The organism is Nocardia sp. CA-107356, from assembly GCF_050946365.1.
In the GTDB taxonomy this organism is placed as follows: Bacteria; Actinomycetota; Actinomycetes; order Mycobacteriales; family Mycobacteriaceae; genus Nocardia.
This window is the reverse complement of the sequence record NZ_CP191992.1, coordinates 7693820-7712009: the sequence shown is the minus strand read 5'-3', so window position 1 is coordinate 7712009 and position 18190 is coordinate 7693820. Positions and strand designations below refer to the sequence as shown.

Below are 18190 nucleotides of genomic sequence, written 5' to 3'. Positions count from 1 at the left end.
GGTGACGTTGCGGCGCTCGGATCGCGGTTGGCGTATCGATCCGATCGAATTCATTTGAGCCACAACCCGGCCTGGGCGAGGATATCGTCGCGGCCATGTGACGCAGGGTTGCCGAGGACAACGGCATCGGGTGACCTACCGCGGGTCGGGGGTCCATGCGCGGCGGCCGCCGTGGTGGAGCCGAACCAAGAAGTCCACCCAGCCTGCCACGCCGACCGAATAGTCGGTCCCCAAGGCGGTCATCGATTCGTCCGGCGCGAGCAGGCGGCCGTCCCGGATTCCGGCTCGGGCGACAAGGGCCGACGCGAAATATTCGGCCCGCCTGCGGAACCGGTCGTCGCCGGTGGCATCGGCGAGGTCGAGCATGAGTTCGCCGCCGCCCGCCAGACCGTGACATTGTGCGGGAACCGGCGTCCAGCGGCGGGCCCACACCCCCTCGGCGGCCTGTTCGGCGTATCGCCATAGGTCTCGGTCGCCGGTCGCGCGCCAGCATTGCAGCAGGAATGTGCCGATACCCGCCGACCCGCTGCACCAGAATTCGGCCAGCGGGCCGTCGGCGTCGGGTCCGGGCGGCCACAGGTATCCGACGCCGGTGTCGATGCCGACGCGGCCCAGTGACGTGGCCGCCTCGGTGGCCAGTTCGACCCACTCCGATACACCGAGACGTACACCCGCGGCCAGTAGGAATGCGGCGATACCCGCGGTGCCGTGCGCGAATCCGTAGTCGACGGCGCCGGCGAGCAGTGAATCGAAATCGTCCGGAATGGGCCAGACCGGCACACCGTCGTGCCGTTCGACACGGTCGGCGAGACGTTCGGCATACTCGCCCGCACGGTCGCGGAAGGTCGACGCGCCGGTCGCCGACCACAGCATCAGCGACGCCATGCCGACCCCGGCGAGGCCGTGTGTGACATCGGGATTGCGCCAGTCCCGCGGCATCCGGTCGAACAGGTCGGCCGCGGCTTTGTCGAGATCGTCGTCGCCGAGCAGGCGTCCGGCGGCATCGAGTGCGACCGCGGTGCCGGAGCGGCCGAAATAGAGGCCGGGCAACGGGTCCTGCGATCCCAGCCGCCGTACGATCCAATCCGCGGTGGTCCGGATCGCGGCGCGGACCTGTTCGTCGGCGGTGATACCGGTGACCCGGATCAGGGTGCCGAGCACGCCCGCGGCGCCGTGGTACACCGCGCACGGATCGCTTCGGCTCGCGGTTCGCGTTCTCGGCCACAATGCTTCGGTGTCGTCGGGTGTCATCGAGGCCAGCAGGTAGTCGATGCCGTCGGCGAGCAGGCGCGCCGATTCCTCCTGCCGGGTGTCCGCGGGTCGCGGTATGTCCGCGGGCCGATCGGCTTCGAGGAAGTCACCGACCCGGTCCAGCGTCCACCGCTGTGCTGGCTCGTCGGCGAGCAGCCCGAGCAGCAGCGGTCGCATCGGGGCGATGTCGTCGGTCACCTCGGCCAGGTCGAGCAGGCTCGCGATGCGGTCCCGGCCGCCACGGCCGGGTGGATCGTCCGGCGCGAGTTCGGGACCGGCGCCGGTGTACAGCAGGAACAGCAGCGCGCCGAGCGCGTACCGGTCGGCGGCGGGATCTGGCACCGCACCTCGAATCTGTTCGGGCGCAGCGTAACCCGGTGTCCAGACCAGTTTTGCGGGCACACCGGCTCGGGCGGCCAGCTCGAGATCGATGAACCGGACCGATCCGTCCGCGCATATCATCACATTCGTCGGCGAGAGATCGCGCAGCACAACGCCTTTCGCGTGCACGGCTGCGATCGACGCGGTCAGCGCGCGTGCGATCACCCGCCGATGCACCGGCCGGTCGGGCCGCTTGCACCAATCCTCCAGCGTCATACCGTCGACCCGTTCGACCACGTGGAACAGGTCGCCGCCCTGCTCGAACAGTGCAAGTGGGCGCGGCGAAATACCCAGTGAAGCCAGCAGATCGAGCATCTCGGCCTCATTGCGGAGCGCGACCCGATAGGTCCAGCCATCGGGGCCGTCACCGACTCCGGCGCGCGCCTGTTTGACGATCAGCGCCGCACCCGTGCCGATATCGGTCGCTTCGAATACGCCGCCCTTATTGGCGTGTTTGATGGCCCGGTGTACCACGTACCGATCCGCCAGCAGCACACCGTCGACGGCGGGCGCGGGTGGCTCGGTGTACCCGAACGGGTCGATGGCCCACGGTGGCGGGGTGAACCAGGCATCGCGCCGATCCTCGATCGTCGTCCCATCGGGCGCGACGAGTACGCGCAGGTAGACGCCATCGTTGCCGAGCACAGGATCGCCGAGGAACTCACCGTATCGGTAGTGGACGAGGCTACCGGGGGCATAGGGGCGATCCGACAAGATCGTCGGCCCCGTCAAGCCGGTTGTCCGCTCGTGCAATCGGGCGGCGAGCTCGCGCAGCTGATCGTCGTCGTCGGGGTAGATCGTGACGAACTTACCGGAGCTGCCGCGCGCGTATCTGCCGGAATTCAGCCTGCTGACATTGTCGAGCGTGGCGGCGAATTTGAAGGGGCATCCCGCGGCGAGGAGTACATCGGCCACGCGGTCGAGCACCTCGGGCGCGGCGGCGACCGTTGCCGACACGTGCAGCTTCCAGCCCTGACGGCGATAGTGGTGTCCTTGCGGGACGATGTAGCACCAGATGTCGTCCAACCGAACGGTCCAGCCGTCCAGCGGCGCCAGCCGTCGTTCGATGTCCTCGACAAGCATGATGGCTCTCCTCACGAATGCTTGCTGTTTCCTTGGACTTTCAACGGCGCGACGGGCGTTGCCCGTCGCGCCGCCACTTGTGTCAGCTCACGCTGATGCCGGTACGCGAACAGGTACAAGACCCGCCGTCGCACTGCCGCGCGCGTTCCCGACCGGGAAGCCGTTGCAGTGCGGCGATATCGGTGGTGAGTTCGATGTGTTCGGTCGCCACTCTCGTTCTCCTTTCATCGAACAGGCGAAGCGGTATTCACCTGTGGAAACGGCAGTTGCCTTTCCAGTCACCGACGTTAGGAACGCGACCTTTCACCCGCCTTTCACACGAATTTCAGCGGCGCAGACGCCGAGATCTACCTGCGGATAGGCCGTGCGGGCCGAGGGTTTCGATGTTTCGGGTGCGCGCGGAGTGCCGGATGCATAGGCTCACGGGGCTGATTTGTCCGAACGCCTGGAGTTATCTCGATGACGATACCGTCGCCAGCACACAGCCGATCCGGTCGCGCTCCACTCACCTCGCCGATCGACACGGATGGGCCCCGGGTGGCGCTGTACACGCCGGAGTTCGCGGCGGATCCGCACAGAGCGTATCGGGAGATGCGGGGGCGGTACGGGGCGCTGGTGCCGGTGGACTTGGCGCCGGGTGTGCCTGCGACATTGGTGGTCGGATATTACGCGGCGTTGCGGATTCTCAATGATCCGGACCATTTTCCGGCGGATCCGCGCACATGGCAGAAGGATGTGCCCGCGGACTGTCCGGTACTGCCGATGATGCAGTGGCGACCGAATGCCCTGCGCAATGCCGGTGATACGCACGCCAGATATCGGCAGAGCAATGTCGCGGGTCTGGAGAAGGTCGATCAGTACGGTCTGCACGATACGGTGGCCAAACTCGCGGTACCGCTGATCAATACGTTCTGTGCGGACAGGTCGGCGGATCTGGTGCGCCAGTATGCCTTTCCGCTCGCCTTCGCGGTGCTGAACGCGATGCTCGGATGTCCGGCCGATATCGCACAGCAGGCCGCCACGGGGATGGCCGCGATCTTCGAGGGCGTCGATGCCGAGCAGGGCAACCAGTTGCTCGTCGGGGCAATGCTGGCGTTGACCCAACTCAAGCGCGCCGAGCCCGGCGACGACATCACCACGCGGATGCTGCGGCATCCGGCGGCGCTGACCGATACCGAAATGGTGCACCAGCTGGGCACGCTGTACGGGGCGGGCATCGAGCCGCAACAGAATCTGATCGTCAACACCCTGCTGTTGATCCTGACCGACGAGCGGTTCGGCGGCAGCGTGCTCGGCGGGACCCTGTCCACCCGGGACGCGCTCGACGAGGTGTTGTTCAACGATCCGCCGATGGCGAATTTCTGCATGAGTTTTCCGCGCCAGCCCATCCTGATCGACAATGTCTGGCTACCCGCGCACCAACCGGTCGTCATCAGCATCGCCGCCTGCAATACCGATCCGGCGATCACCGGCAACCAGTACGCGGGCAATCGGTCCCATCTGGCCTGGGGTGCCGGACCGCATGTGTGCCCCGCGAATTCGATGGCATACCTGATCGCCCAGGAAGCCATCGACCAACTACTCGACGCACTGCCCGAGCTCCGCCTCGCGGTGTCACCCGGCGAACTGACCTGGCGGCCGGGTCCGTTCCACCGCGCACTGACCGCGCTACCGGTCGCTTTCCCGCAATCGCCGCCGCTACCGGTGTCCTAGGACCGACGGTGCCTCCCCGGCGCGCGCTGGTCGTGCCACGCTCGGGGTATGCGACTGAGTATTTCCCTTGCTGACTTCACCTGGCCGGATTCGCCGGAGGCGATCGGCCCGCGGGTCGACCGGATCGTGCGCGCGGCCGATCAGGGCGGGCTCGACTCGGTATTCGTCATGGATCACCTGTTCCAGATCGGTTCGAACGGTCCGGCCGAACACGACATGCTCGAGGCATACGCCGCCCTCGGGTACATCGCGGCCCGGACCGAACGAATTCGGTTCGGCGCCTTGGTCACCGCCGTCACCTATCGGGATCCGGGTCTGCTGGTGAAGAGTGTCACGACCCTCGACGTGCTCTCCGGCGGCCGAGCCTGGCTCGGTATCGGCGCGGCGTGGAATGCCGATGAATCCGCGGGCCTCGGACTGTTCTTTCCGCCGACATCCGAGCGATACGAACGTTTAGAGGAGACCCTGCGGATTGCGAAGCAGATGTGGGAGGGTTCCGAAAAGCCGTTCCACGGTGCGCATTACACGCTCGAACGACCGCTCAATGTGCCCAACTCGCTGACCCGCCCCCATCCGCCCATAATGATCGGCGGCCAGGGCGAGCGCAAGACATTGCGCTTGGTCGCGCAGTACGCCGACGCCTGCAACCTCTTCGGTCCATCCGTCGATACGGTCGCGGCCAAACTCGCAGTCCTGCAAGGGCATTGCGAGGCGGTCGGTCGACCGTACGAAGAGATCGAGAAGACGATGGTCGTGTACTACGATCCCGACAAATCGCTCGCGGAACAGGCGGATTCGTTCGCCCGCTTCGCCGAGGTCGGCATCCAACACATCGTACTCGGCCGCCCGGGCCCGTTCGTGGACGAGGACCTGGAGAAACTCTCGGAATTGGTGCGCATGGTCAGCGACCTCTGAGCATTCGGACCCGGTAGAACCGGCGGCAGATCGGCGGCGGTCAGTTGCCGCATGCTCTTGCTGCGGCGCTGAGCACCATCACCATGGGCGCCACCATCGGCACCCTGGTCGGCGGCGCCGTCGGCTGTGTCCTCGGTGGTATCGCCGGTGCGACGGTCGCCTCGGCCGCCATCGTCGGCCTCTTCGGCGCCTTCATTCCCGCGGCGGCCATCGGCGGCATCGTCGCGATCGGTGCCCTCGGCACCATCGCGGGCCAGCTCCTGGTGACCGCTCCGGTCGCCATCGGCGCCGCCATCCAGTACTTCTCCACGGTCAATTCGCCTGTCCAGGGTCATTGATCTGACCTGGGAAAACAGGAGATTCCGAGTGCCTGAACAGACGTTCTGACAGATGTGTGATTCCAGTCATATCGCGGCCCCTGATGCTGAGCCCAGCTGCCCAGTATCAGGGGCCGTTACCGTCTACCGGACCGCGGTGCCTATCTGGCAAGCCCCGCAGGGGTGCGGCAGCTCGTTCAGGAACCGGTGGCGGTGACGAGTAGCCGATGCCAAGTCGGTGGCACAGTCATCCGCCGCCGATCGGCCGGGTTGGCTCAGGGCGTGGGGTCAGCCGGGCATGCCTGATGGAAGCGCGGTAATGCCGATTCCAGGGTGTTCGGACATCGCGCGCGACTTGAAGGCGGACAACCGAGACTGCGAGGTTGGGCTCCTAGAGTTCAGGCGACATTGAGAACGAGCACGACTGACGTCGCGATCGAGAGCGCAAGGAAGACCACGGCTCCCAGCATGTTCCGGTCGCCGCTGCGGAGGTGGGCGATGATCGCGCCGGTGAAGTAGAGCACCAGCCCGATCGCGGCGGCGATCGCGAAGGGCGGGAACCAGATTCCCCAGAGGAGACCGACCGTCGCGGCGATCTGCAGGCTCCCGAGCGCGGTGAGCTGGGAGGTGGTGAGGTGGACCGCTTCGGCGAATTGGCGTATCCACGCGGGGCGGAAGAACTTCATCATTCCGGACTGGAGCATGGCCAAAGCGAGCAGGACGGACAAGATCAGGGCTGCGATGTGCATGACGGCCACGCTAGGAATCCGATAGGTACCTTTTGGTAACCTTCGGACCGTGAGTCCCCCTGCCGGAATCATGTTCATGTCCGACTGTCCCGCCCGCACAGCAATCGAGATCGTCGCGAACAAGTGGTCCGTAGTCACCCTCTACGCGCTCCAGGATGGCCCCAAGCGGCACAGTGAACTTATCGCTTTGTCGGGCGGTATCTCGCGGAAGGTGCTGACCCAGACCCTGCGCCGCTTGCAGAGCAACGGCCTCATCGATCGACAGCGGTACGCCGAAGTGCCCCCACGGGTGGAATACAGCCTGACCCCGCTCGGCCGGACGCTCCAGGAGCCGATAGCGATGCTGACGGAGTGGGCGCAGACGCATGGAGAAGCACTCCTCGACTTCCAGGAATCGGCAGCCGCGAACCAGACGCACTAGGTTCCAGACAGCCGCACACCGTGTGTCGCTGATCGTTTCCGCGGGGCCGAGATCGCCCACCAATGCACTCACATGCCGCAGAGCGGGCGCGCCATTACGCCGCTCGGCGGCATTTGCTCAGGGCCGGAGTCGGTCTGATCGGCCGTCGTAGTAGACGAGGCCGTGCACCTTGGCCAGGCCCGCAACGAATTCCGAGACCTCTGCCTCTCGACCCCACTGGATATGCACGTCCAGCGAAGATCCGTGCGCATCACCGGTTCCACTGGAGGACCATGGACTGTCTTGCTCGCCATGGCAAATTCAGGCGTGCTGCGGCAGCTTCGAGGCTGGTGATTTCTCCGCATCCGGCCGAGTGTGCAGCATGTCGGTACCGGCAGACACAATGCAGAACATGGAAAACGGTGATGACAAGGACGCGCCCCAGCCCTCCCCGGCTGTGAACAGATGGACGGTGGGTCTGACCTGCGCCGCGATCGTCGCGACCGGCTACCTCATCGCCTGGCTGGTGCACGAGCCGGAGCCGTCGGAGCCCACGGCTCGGGCCGAAAACTCCTATGTCACTCCGCCGGTCACGTTTCCGGTGCAGATCCCGGGTTGTGATGTCGTAGAACCTCCGCGGAAAGGGCAATCGTTCGGGATGGTTTACTCCGACACGGATAGATACGACAATCCGTCCTATCCGTGGTTCTCCGGTCCCAAGGCCGTCGCGATGACGCAGGCGCTGCAGGATGCGCTGCCCGGTGATATCGAGATCGCATTCGACTCGCTGCGCGACTCGCTGGTGTTCCAGCCGATCCTGGGCGATCCCACGCAGAACAAGGGACTCGGCGGTTGGACCAGGGCGAACGCCACGCTGCTGCGCGGTGATCGAGCGGGCGCGCTGTCGGTGACCGTACGCAAAGCCACCAAGCCGATTCCACCGTGCGTCGCCGGCGAACTCGACGAGCGGCGGCACCTCCCCGACGGCACGATCGTCGATACCGATGACACCTGGTCGGAAACGAATGGGGTTCGCACCCTTTCGCGCGACGCCACCGCTTATCTGCCCGACGGATCCGTCGCCTACGCGAACGCCACTGATCAAGCCGCTGACGGCAGCGGCCGTACCCGAGCCGTCCCCTTGGCCATCGACGAGCTCGTCGCGCTCGTGACCGACCCCGAACTACGCATCAGCGCGCCGGTACCGCCCGGAACGCCGAGCCCGCCCGAGCGCTGCCTTCGCTTCTCGAAATCCGGTGCGGTGATCGATCAGGCCCAGGCTCGTCGATGGGACGAGGTGCTGGCGCAGATTCCGCTCGACGGTGTGACCCTGGACCGGCCATTGGGGGCGCTGCTGCCAGGGGAGTTGGGCGGCGGCGTGTGCCAGGCGGTTCGAGTAACCACGCCCGGCCTGCAATCGCGGTTGACCGTCGTGATCAGCACCGACCAACCCCTGCCGCAGGGGCCCGATACTTCCTCATACGACGGCGCGACGCGGCGGCTGCCGGACGGGGCGGTGGTCGAGTCCATGGAGCGGCGAAGCTCGCCGTCGCGCACCGTCACCGTCACTCGCCGGTCCGGGGTGCAGATCCAGGTCAGCTCCACCGATGCCTCCGATGAGCCTCTGCCATTCGCGGTGCTGGAGGAGATCGCCCTGAATCCGGGACTCGAGGTGTCGCGATAAGGGCGATCCCCGGGCTGCGCGATCTCGTGCTCGCCACCGCGAGGGGCGTAATCACCAGCGCACAAGACCGGACCGGCAGCGACCCGCATCGCTTCGACGTCGAGATGCACGCTCTGGGAGCCCGACTCGAAGAGGACGAGTACGGCCCTCTGGGATTCCGCGGATTGTTCTACAAACTCGCCGAGAACCTCGGCGTCGGCATCCCTGAGGAAGACCGCAACCAACGGCCGATCCTCAGCGGCCGACTCCGACCGCCATCCGCATAGCCGCTGCTACTGGTCGAGCAGCCGCGTATCGCGCTGGGGGAGCTCGGCCGGACTGCGGCTCGGCCCCGGCAGTTCAACCAGTAGTGACATGTCCGCTCATGCCGCTGGTCGCGTGGTTCGACGCGGCCAAGCGGCCTAGCTGAAGATCAACGGCCCGAGAGCATGTGGGTTCATGGTGGTGCAACCGTGAACCGTTTCAGGGGTGGGTAATCCGATTCCGGAGATTCCACCCCCGCAACGTCAACGGAGCCTCACTGTTACTCGGACGGACCTCCGCTAGCTTCGAATCGAGCGCACAGAGAGGTCTTGGGACGCTCGCGCCACCAAAGTGCCATCCGCGGTATGAATCTCGGTGGTGTGCGTGGTCACCGAATGACCGTCTGCACGGATCTGATCACGGATCACTTCGACCTCGTCAGCGCGTAGTTGCATTGTCGCGCTGACAGTTCCGCGTCCGGGTGCGAGGAATTCGATGCCGCCGACGATATTCCAGATGCGGTAGCCGCTGCCCAGCTGACCGGCCGCCATTACTGCATAGAAAGGGTCGGTCATGGCGAACAGGGTGCCACCGAAGGCGGAGCGGTTGACATTGCAATTCCACGGACGAACCCGGTGGCTGACCCGGATCGTGGTCCAGTCTTCTGCGACACTTTCTACTCGCACACCTGAGAAGAACAACGGCGGATACAGGCTCATCAGCAGCCGGAACCGCGAGGGTTCGGCCGGCAGTGAGCGGGGTGCACGCGCAGGACCAGTCGATGTGGAGTCCCACGGTTTCATGAACGAACCTTCCTGGCTACCTGGTGATGTGGGGTCATCGCACTGCGGCGTATGTGGGCGGAGCTGCACCGAGGAACCCCGGCACGCAGGGCATCCGATTCCACTGGGGTTGCACGCTTTCGACGGAGGGGCGGTCGCCCCGGATGCCTTCCTCCGAGTCGCCCGGCCCGACGATTACATGAGCATTTGTCCCGATGATGCCGAATGAGCTCACACCGGCAAGCTGGCCGCTGTGTGTGGCTGTCCACGGTTCGGCCTGGTTGGATATCCGAATGTCGGTGCCGTTCAGATCAATTCGCGGATTGAGGGTATCGAAGTGCAGGAGCGGCGGGATCACCCGTTCTCGAACGCACATGAGGGCTTTGATGAGGCCTGCAGCCCCCGACGCTGCCTCGAGATGCCCGAAGTTCGTCTTCAGAGATCCGATATGCAATGGCCTACCGTCGTTTCGAGCGCCCAGCGACGCAACGATAGCGCTCATCTCTATCGGATCCCCCAAAGCGGTTCCGGTGCCGTGTGCTTCGATCAAGCCGAGATCCGCTGGGCTGCATGTGGCATCGGCCAGGGCGGCCTCGATCAGCCGACGCTGGGCGTCAGCATTGGGTGCGGTGAAGCCGGAAGATCGGCCGTCCTGGTTGAGTGCGGCTCCGTGAATGACACCCAGCACTCGGTCATTGTCGCGCCGGGCGTCGGCGAGGCGCTTCAGCACGATCAGCGCGCAGCCCTCACCACGGACGAAGCCGTTGGCCCGCGCGTCGAAGGCCTTGCACAGGCCGTCGGGCGCCAGTGAGCCTGTTCGGCTGATCGCCCGGGTGGAGCCCGGCGCGAGGATCAGATTGACGCCGCCGGCCACCGCGATCTCCGTTTCGCCGCGTCGCAATGACTGCACCGCGTGGGTGATCGCGACCAGTGCGGAGGAGCACGCGGTATCGAAGGCAATGGCGGGCCCGGTGAACCCGAACGTGTAGGCGATTCGCCCGGCCGCGAAGCTGTGCCCGTTGCCGAGCGCCCAGTGCGCGTCGGCGTGCTGGCGTGCCCAGTCGGCATAGTCCTGACGACCGCTGATCCCGATGAACGTGCCTACCGCTTCCCCGCGCAGCCGATCCGGGTTGGCGCCGCTGTGCTGCAAAGCTTCCCAGGCGACCTCCAGCAGCATCCGATGTTGCGGATCGATGGCCTGCGCGGCGCGCGGGCTGATCCCGAAGAAGTCCGGATCGAAATCGAGTGCGTCGTAGATGAAGCTGCCCCGGATCGGCAGTTGCGCCCATTCATCTTCGAACGGCCATCGCCGGTGCATCGGCATGTCACCGATCAGGTCCCGGCCCTGCAGCAGTGCCGCCCAAAATCCGTCGAGGTCGCTGATCCCGCCGGCGAGCCGCAACCCGACGCCGACGACTGCGATGGGTCCGACCTCGGATCGCTGATCCAGCTGTGCGCGTAGCTTTTTGATGGTCTCGGTGGCGCGGCGCAGGGCGATGTTGTCCGGTGCGCCCGCACTCGCGGTATCTATCTCATCCATCCTGTATCTCCTGACGTCACGTTGTTCGCGCGGGTTCGCCGGCCGCGGCGACCAGTTCGCCGTGGAGTGCGACGGCCAGTGCCTCGGCGGTGCCGTGGGTCCATAGCAGGGTCGGGGAGATCCGCAGGGCGAATACGGATTCGAGCCTGTTGCGCATCTCCAGACTCATGAGCGAGTCGAGCCCCATGGCGCGCAAGGGCGTTTGCACGTCGACGCCATCGGTGGCCATCCGGAGAACGCCTGCGGCAACTTCGACGATCTTGTCCAGCACGAGCCGGGGCGCTTCGGCGTCCGTCGCATCGGATAAGACGGAGCGGAACTCGCTCATAGCGAGCCCCGGTGCCGCGGTGTCGACGCTGTGTCGCAATGCTTTCCAGCTCGGCTGCGCGGCACAGTCGGGATACGCGTCGAACCAACGGCGCGAATCGAAGGACAGATACCCGATGATCTGGCGGTCCTCGGCGAGGAATCCGCCGAGCGCCGTCCATGCGTCGGTCTCGGTGATGCCGGCCATGCCATGCGCAGCCAGCCGTTCACCTCGATTCTGTTGTGCCGCAGCCAAACCGATGTCCGCGAAGGGTCCCCACTGGATGCTCAGTCCGGGTCGGCCGTCATAGCGGCGCGCCACCGCGAGCGCATCGAGGTAGGAGTTCGCCGCGGCGTATGCGGACTGGCCAGGGTTACCGACGAGGGCGGCGGCGGAGGAGAACAGCACGAACAAATCCAGCGGATCGTTCGCGGTGAGTGCATCCAGATGGCGCGCGCCGTCGACCTTCGGTCGTAGTACCCGTTCGACCTGTTCGGCGGAGAGTCCGAGCACGGTGGCGTCGTCGAGCACGCCGGCGGCATGGAATACCCCGCGCAGCGGAGGAAGCTCCGTCCGGATCGAATCCAGCACCGCAGCGAGAGCTTCGTGATCAGAGACGTCGGCACGATAGCTGTTCACTGTCGCGCCGGAGCTCGTTCCAGTCTCGAATTCGCCGATCGGCAGCGTTGCCCCGGGCGCGTTGCGCCCGAGCAGCGCGACCGCTCCGGCTCCGTGCGCGAGCAGCCAGCTGGCGAGGCTGCGACCGAGCGCACCGTGGCCGCCGGTGATCAGATATGTCCCGTCCGCCCGGAATCGGCCGTCCGGCATGGGCTCCGGAGCGATCTCGCGCACCGTTTCGGGGCGATTGAGCACGAATTTGCCGATGTGCTCGCCGCGGGCCATATCCCGCAGAACATCCGCGACATCGGCGAGCGCGTGGGTGGTGGTCGGTACCGGTGCGAGGTAACCGTCGAGGACCAGCTGCCACGACTCATACAGTGCGGCCGCGAAGCGCTCGGGTCGACGGGTCATCATCCCGGCCAAGTCGACGGCGAGGAACCCGATGCCTTTGGCGAACGCCCGCAAGCCGAGTCGGCGATCGGCGTAGATATCCTTCTTCCCGACCTCGATGAAACGGCCGTCCTCGGCGAGCACGTCGAGACCGTGATCAATGGCCGCGCCGGACAGCGAATTGAGCACGACATCCACTCCGCGCCCACCGGTCACGGCCTTCACCTCGTCCGCCCAGCTCAGCGCACGCGAGTCGAAGACATGCTCGATACCGTGTGCCTTCCGCAGGAACGCGCGGCGCTCTGCGGAACCGGCAGTAGCGAACACCTGCGCGCCGAGACAGCGGGCCACGCTGATGGCCGCCAGGCCCAATCCACCGGCACCGGAATGGATCAGCACAGTGTCGCCTGGTCCCACGCGCCCGAGTACGGCCAGCGCATACCAGGCGGTTGTCGTCACGATGGGCAGAGCCGCAGCGGTCTCGGCGGTCATGCCGGCGGGGATCGGCGCGGTGTGATCGGCCCGAACAGTGATATGCGAGGCGAATGTCCCCAGTCCACAGGCCACCACCCGATCGCCGACGGCTCGACCGGTCACGCCCGGCCCGATCCGGCGGATCACACCGGCACATTCGACACCGAAATTCTCCGCTCCCGGTGAGGTATCCGGGTAGGTTCCGGCCGCCTTCATCACATCAATGAAATTCACTGCGGCCGACTCGATTTCGACCAGCACCTCACCGTCGTTCGGTGCGCGGGGGTCGAGCGGAACGAACTGCAGCCCGTCCCAGTATCGGTTCGGAGCCGACCGCAGCCGGAAGGGCTGCGGGAGTAGGTGCCACTGGCGCACTACGCTCTCGCTCGGATGCTCACCGCCTTCGAGTCGTCCGATGTAGCGCCGCCCGGCACGAAGCACCACCTGATCTTCTCCGGTCGCCGCCAGGAGTTCGCCTGCGCAGTCGTCGATCCCGTCGGGCAGGGCGATATCGATGATCTCGGTGGACAGCTCGGGATGCTCACGTCGCAGGACGCGGACGAATCCCCAGAACATGGCGGCACCCGGATCTGGTCGATCCGCAACCTCGGCGGCGCAGGCGTTCGCGGTCACCACGACCAGCCGCCGCGGCACGGTTCCGGCACCGACGTGGGTGCGTACCAGCTCGGCGAGCTGCACAAGTCCCCGGCGTTGCGAATCGAGGTCGGCGGTGGGCGCGAGATAGACCACCGTAGTGGTCTGGTCCATGCGGTTGTGATCGGCGGTGCGCACGGACCCGCCGCATCGGCGAAGGGCTTCCGTCAATGCCTCTCGATGCGTTGCCGCACCGTCCAGGACGAAGTGGGTATCGCGCACAACGACATCGTCCGAGCCCTGCTCAGCGGTACCCGCACGCCGCAACACGAAGTGGAATTCCCGATCGAAGCGCCGGGCAGCGGTCCGTTCGCCGTCGATGGCGCTCAGCTCGAGTCCGCGGATGACTGCCAACGGCGCCCGCTGCGCATCGAAGAGATGGATATCCGCCGAATTCGCCGACCTCCGAGCGGCGTACACGCAGGCCGTGTCGATGTAGTCGGCCGGTTCGGCGTACAGCCGAAGCTCCTCGATCGCCGCTGGAACGACAGTTCGTTCCTCGTCGAACAGCACGAGCGCGACCTGCATCGCGCTGTCGAGCAGTGCCGCGTGCAGCTCACCTCGGTGCAGCTGTGCCCGTCCTTGTTCACCGAGTGCGATCCGCGCGAGCGCGGTGTCGCGCGAAATCCGGATCTCGCGCACACCTCGGAATTCGGGGCCGTAGTTCAGTCCTCGCCGTCGACACAGCTCGTAGAACTCCTCGGAGCTCACGGGATCCTCGCCCGGTGATTCGGCCGGGAAGTTCGGCGCATCTGTGCCCTCCACCACGTGCATCACCCGGCCACGAGCATGCGACGTCCATGTCTGCGCCCCGTCGTCGAGCGACCTGATTTCGACGCTCGCACCCGCCGTGATGTCTTCGCGCAGCATCACATCGAGGCGAGTCGGGGTGTCGTTGAGCGTCAGCGCACGGGTGAACCGCAAGTCCCGCAACGCCGCTGGTGAGTGCCCGTATCTGGTACGGCAGACCGCGACAGCCATGGCCATCGTCATGGCCGCTGGCAGCACCACGGCGTCGCCGACGCGATGGTCGGCCAGCCACGCCATGGCGTCGAGTGTGATGGGAACGGTGGCGTGCCATGCCCCGGATTCAACGACACTGGGGTACGCGGGAACTCGCAGCGTACCTGCCGCCGATACACCGGCTCCGCGCGTCGGAAGCCAGAAGGACTGTCGTCGCATCGGATACGCAGGCAGCGGTGTGGAGGCCGGGGCGGCGATATCAGAGAAGGGATGCAGGCCCGAGATGTACGCCCGGGCGCGACTGCGACACATCTCGGCGAGGGGGTCACGGTCCCGGTACAGCGACGGTAGCGCTATGGGCGGGTACGTCCGCGTGGCGGCCAGCTGCTCGCTGGCCGGTGTCAGCACCGGATGCGGACTGATCTCGATCGCGTGGGTGACGCCCGAGTCGAAGAGCGCTGTCATTGTGTCGGCGAATAGCACTGGGCGACAAAGGTTCTCGACCCAGTAGTCGCCGCCGAGATCGTCGGGCCCGACGCGGCGCCCAGTGACAGTCGAATGCATCTCGACACTGCCCGCACGCCCTGTCACCGTGGTGAGCGCCGCCGACAGTTCGGGCCGGAGCTGATTCATCTGCGGGCTGTGCGAGGCGTAGTCCACCTTGACCATTCGGCAGAACACGCCGTCGGCTGTGAGAATCTCGTGCAGCGCTTCGATCGAGTCGGTATCACCGGACAGCACACAGGATCTCGGACCGTTGTCGACTGCCAGTCCAACGGAATTCTCGAAGCCCGCTATGACCAAGGGGATCTCATCCTTGGAAAGATCAACCGCAAGCATTCGGCCCGAGCCCGCCAGCGCTCGGAGCGCGGCGCTGCGACGGGCCACGACGAGCGCACCGTCCGCCAGGCTGATCCCGCCGGCCAGCGTGGCCGCCGCGATTTCGCCTTGACTGTGGCCGACGACCACATCGGGAGCGATGCCCATGTGCCGCCACATGGCGGCGATACCCAGCGACAGCGCCCACAGCACTGGTTGCACCTGATCGACGCGCTCGAGCCAATCCGGTCCTGCCGCACCGGATATCACCGGTAGCGGGCTCCAGTCCACGTGCGGCTCGAGCGCGGCAGCGCATGCATCGACGACGGTGGTGAACGCCTGGTCATTCCCGTAGAGCGCCGCGCCGACACCATGCCACTGCGCGCCCTGACCCGGAAAGACGAAGGCCACCCGACCGACGTCGCGAGCGCGGCCGGACAGCACCTCGGGTTGCTCGGCAGCCGGGTCCGCGGCATAACGACGCAGCGCCGCCGACACGTTATCCGGCGCGAAGCCAAGCACGGCGGCACGCCACGACATCGACGGCGCACGGCGGGCGAGCGTGGCGGCCACTGCATCCAACTGCTGCGGATCAGCGGTCAGCAGGTCCGCGATGTCATTGCACCGCTGGCGTAGCGTTTCGTCGGAATGCGCCGAGACCGGCACGAAACCGAACCGCGATGGGTACGAATCGCTGGCTCTGTCTGCGGATTCCGCGCGCTCGAGGACGGCATGCGCATTGGTGCCACCCCACCCGAAGGAGTTGACGCCGACATAGACCGGCGCATCGGCGGGCAACTCGACGCGATCACGCGCGACCTGCACATTCAGGTCGTCGAAGGCGATCTCCGGATTGAGTTCACCGGAGTGCAGACTCGGCGGCACGATCCCGTGCTCCAAGGACAGCACGCACTTGATCAGACCCGTGAGGCCGGCCGCCGCCTCCAGATGCCCGATATTGGTTTTGATCGAACCGATCAGCAGCGGGCCGCGCTCGGCATTCCTGGGTATTCCGAGGACCTCGCCCAGCGCCCGGGCTTCGATCGGGTCGCCTTTACCGGTGCCGGTTCCGTGCGCTTCGACGTAGGCCAGTCGGTCGAGGTCCAGTCCGCGCTCTCGGTAGGCCAGGTGCAAAAGCTCTCGCTGGCCCTCGATGCTCGGCGTGACGAGGCTTTCGCCGCCGCCGTCATTGTTCACGACGGTGCTGACGATGATCGCTCGCACCCGGTCGCCGTCGCGTCGTGCGGCGTCCAGCGGCTTGAGATATACCGCCGCCACGCCCTCGCCGCGAACGAATCCATCCGCACCCGCACCGAAGGCCGCACACCGTCCGGCACCGGACAGCGCCCCGAAATGGGTGAGTCCGATCGAGATATCCGGCGCCAGAATAAGATTCACGCCGCCGACGAGAGCGGATTCGATATCGCCGGTGCGGATCGCGCGAACCGCCAGATCGAGCGCCACCAGTGCCGAGGAACATCCGGTCTCGACCACGAGGCTGGGTCCGGCCAGGCCGAAAACGTAGGACAGGCGCGAAGCGATCACATCGAGCGCGGCGCCGACGAGGCTGTGCTGGGTGGCGGCGAGACCCCGCTGTGCGCGAAGCGTCTCATAGTCGTGCCAGGAGGCGCCGACGTACACCCCGGTCCGGGTGCTGCGCAGCGTGTGTGCGGGCACACCCGCGTCTTCCAGTGCACGCCAGGCGGTTTCGAGCATGAGCCGCTGCTGCGGGTCGATATCGGCGGCCTCGCGCGGCGAGATGCCGAACAGTGCCGCGTCGAAGCCGTCGATACCGTCGAGAAAGCCGCCGACCGCCTGCACCCGCTTGGATCCGTCCAGTGGAGCGGCGGCGTCCCAGCGGTCGGCGGGGACCGGTCTGATCGCGTCACCGCGCGAGATCAGCAGATCCCAGAGCGCGTCGAGATCCTCGGCCCCAGGGAAACGGCCGGCCATGCCGACGATCGCGATGGGCTCGTTCATGACGTTCCTTCCGGCGGCGGCGAGAATCCGCCGACGATCGCGTCCGCGACCTGCTGTGCGTCGGTGATGGGGGACCAGTGGCCCGAATCGATTTCGGTGAAGGTCAGGTGGTCTGCCGCGCCTTCGATCGCCCGCGTCATGACCGGAATCCCGACATACAGGTCGTGCACCGCAACGATGACGTGCACGTCACGCACGACGAGGTGGCTGTAGGTCGGATCGGTGAGACGCTGAAACACATTGGCCCGATACCGGTTCAGCGACGCGATCCCGTCGGCGGGCGGTACGTGCGGCGCCGGAGCGCCCTCCAATGGGATGAACGCGTCGAGCGTGGCTCCCATGATGCCCGTGTGCCACATGGCCTCGGTGACGACGGGCATATGCCAGAGCGGGATGTACACCGAACGCACGGCTTGGTCGAGCACTGCCGGAAGGTCCGCTGGATTCTGCACGGTGCGCGCGAGCCATCGCCCCCACAGATCGAGGCTCTGCCCGGAGAGAGCGGTGAAGTCGAGGAGTTCGGCGGCGACAGCCGGGGTCGCGGCGGCCTCCCAGCCCTCGCCGGCACCCCAATCCCAGCCCACCAGATGTACTCGGCGGCCGCCGGCGGTAGCGTCGATGACCGTGCCGATATCGGCGGCCAGCACGGGGAGCGCGTAGTCCTCCTGCCGTGCGGGATGATCGCTCTCGCCATTGCCGCGGGTGTCGTAGGTGACCACGTGATAGTTCGGGGCCAGTCGCGCGACAACCTGATCCCAGGCGCGCGAGGTGGACATATAACCGTGAACGAGGACAACGGTCGATGCCGAATCGGCCGGCGGTCCGTACTCGTGCACGCGCAGCCGAACATCGCCGGAACCCAGCACCCAACTGTCCGTCGAGGCAGGCATCAGGAGTGTCGCTGCGCCCCCTGGTTGCGTTGTA

Annotated in this window: 12 protein-coding genes and 1 pseudogene; 6 read left to right on the top strand and 7 right to left on the bottom strand. The window is 66.3% G+C overall.

Features of this window, described 5'->3' with window-relative positions; genetic code table 11:
• Positions 1–135 precede the first annotated feature (135 nt).
• Positions 136–2715: a class IV lanthionine synthetase LanL gene (lanL, locus tag ACQP1G_RS34750; RefSeq protein WP_433193917.1), complete on the bottom strand. Its 2580-nt coding sequence runs from the start codon at positions 2713–2715 to the stop codon at positions 136–138.
• An 82-nt stretch (positions 2716–2797) separates the two neighbouring features.
• A complete protein-coding gene (locus ACQP1G_RS34745) occupies positions 2798–2926 on the bottom strand; it encodes a hypothetical protein (RefSeq protein ID WP_433193916.1) in 129 nt (42 codons plus the stop codon).
• 248 nt (positions 2927–3174) lie between these two features.
• Here ACQP1G_RS34745 and ACQP1G_RS34740 point away from each other — a divergent pair, with 248 nt between their 5' ends.
• The 3 genes and pseudogenes from ACQP1G_RS34740 to ACQP1G_RS34730 form a co-directional block, all read left to right on the top strand.
• Entirely contained in the window at positions 3175–4428 is a 1254-nt protein-coding gene (locus tag ACQP1G_RS34740) for a cytochrome P450 (RefSeq protein ID WP_433193915.1), read from the top strand.
• Positions 4429–4476: 48 nt separating this feature from the next.
• Positions 4477–5343, top strand: coding sequence for an LLM class F420-dependent oxidoreductase (locus tag ACQP1G_RS34735; RefSeq protein WP_433193914.1), 867 nt, complete (start codon positions 4477–4479; stop codon positions 5341–5343).
• Positions 5344–5414: 71 nt separating this feature from the next.
• Positions 5415–5681, top strand: a pseudogene (locus ACQP1G_RS34730) (hypothetical protein); the annotation flags it as partial.
• Positions 5682–6058: 377 nt separating this feature from the next.
• Here the strand turns inward: ACQP1G_RS34730 and ACQP1G_RS34725 are convergent.
• A complete protein-coding gene (locus ACQP1G_RS34725) occupies positions 6059–6409 on the bottom strand; it encodes a DoxX family protein (protein WP_433193913.1) in 351 nt (116 codons plus the stop codon).
• 49 nt (positions 6410–6458) lie between these two features.
• Between ACQP1G_RS34725 and ACQP1G_RS34720 the strand changes: the two genes are divergently transcribed.
• From ACQP1G_RS34720 to ACQP1G_RS34710, 3 genes are all read left to right on the top strand, one after another.
• Positions 6459–6830: a winged helix-turn-helix transcriptional regulator gene (locus ACQP1G_RS34720; RefSeq protein ID WP_433193912.1), complete on the top strand. Its 372-nt coding sequence runs from the start codon at positions 6459–6461 to the stop codon at positions 6828–6830.
• A gap of 391 nt (positions 6831–7221) precedes the next feature.
• The gene (locus ACQP1G_RS34715; RefSeq protein WP_433193911.1) at positions 7222–8493 is read left to right on the top strand and encodes a hypothetical protein; all 1272 of its coding nucleotides are present in this window, start codon (positions 7222–7224) and stop codon (positions 8491–8493) included.
• 104 nt (positions 8494–8597) lie between these two features.
• A complete protein-coding gene (locus tag ACQP1G_RS34710) occupies positions 8598–8759 on the top strand; it encodes a hypothetical protein (RefSeq protein WP_433193910.1) in 162 nt (53 codons plus the stop codon).
• 276 nt (positions 8760–9035) lie between these two features.
• Here the strand turns inward: ACQP1G_RS34710 and ACQP1G_RS34705 are convergent, their stop codons facing one another.
• The 4 genes from ACQP1G_RS34705 to ACQP1G_RS34690 all read right to left on the bottom strand — a co-directional run bounded on the left by ACQP1G_RS34705 (position 9036) and on the right by ACQP1G_RS34690 (position 18156).
• Positions 9036–9455 carry a PaaI family thioesterase gene (locus ACQP1G_RS34705; protein ID WP_433209081.1) on the bottom strand — a complete coding sequence of 140 codons (420 nt, stop codon included), beginning with the start codon at positions 9453–9455 and terminating at the stop codon, positions 9036–9038.
• A 118-nt stretch (positions 9456–9573) separates the two neighbouring features.
• Positions 9574–11058, bottom strand: coding sequence for a beta-ketoacyl synthase N-terminal-like domain-containing protein (locus tag ACQP1G_RS34700; protein WP_433193909.1), 1485 nt, complete (start codon positions 11056–11058; stop codon positions 9574–9576).
• A gap of 16 nt (positions 11059–11074) precedes the next feature.
• A complete protein-coding gene (locus ACQP1G_RS34695) occupies positions 11075–17266 on the bottom strand; it encodes an SDR family NAD(P)-dependent oxidoreductase (RefSeq protein ID WP_433193908.1) in 6192 nt (2063 codons plus the stop codon).
• Complete coding sequence (locus tag ACQP1G_RS34690; RefSeq protein WP_433193907.1) at positions 17263–18156, bottom strand: alpha/beta fold hydrolase; 894 nt, start codon at positions 18154–18156, stop codon at positions 17263–17265. Before ACQP1G_RS34690 ends, ACQP1G_RS34695 begins: the two co-directional genes overlap by 4 nt.
• Positions 18157–18190: the final 34 nt, after the last annotated feature.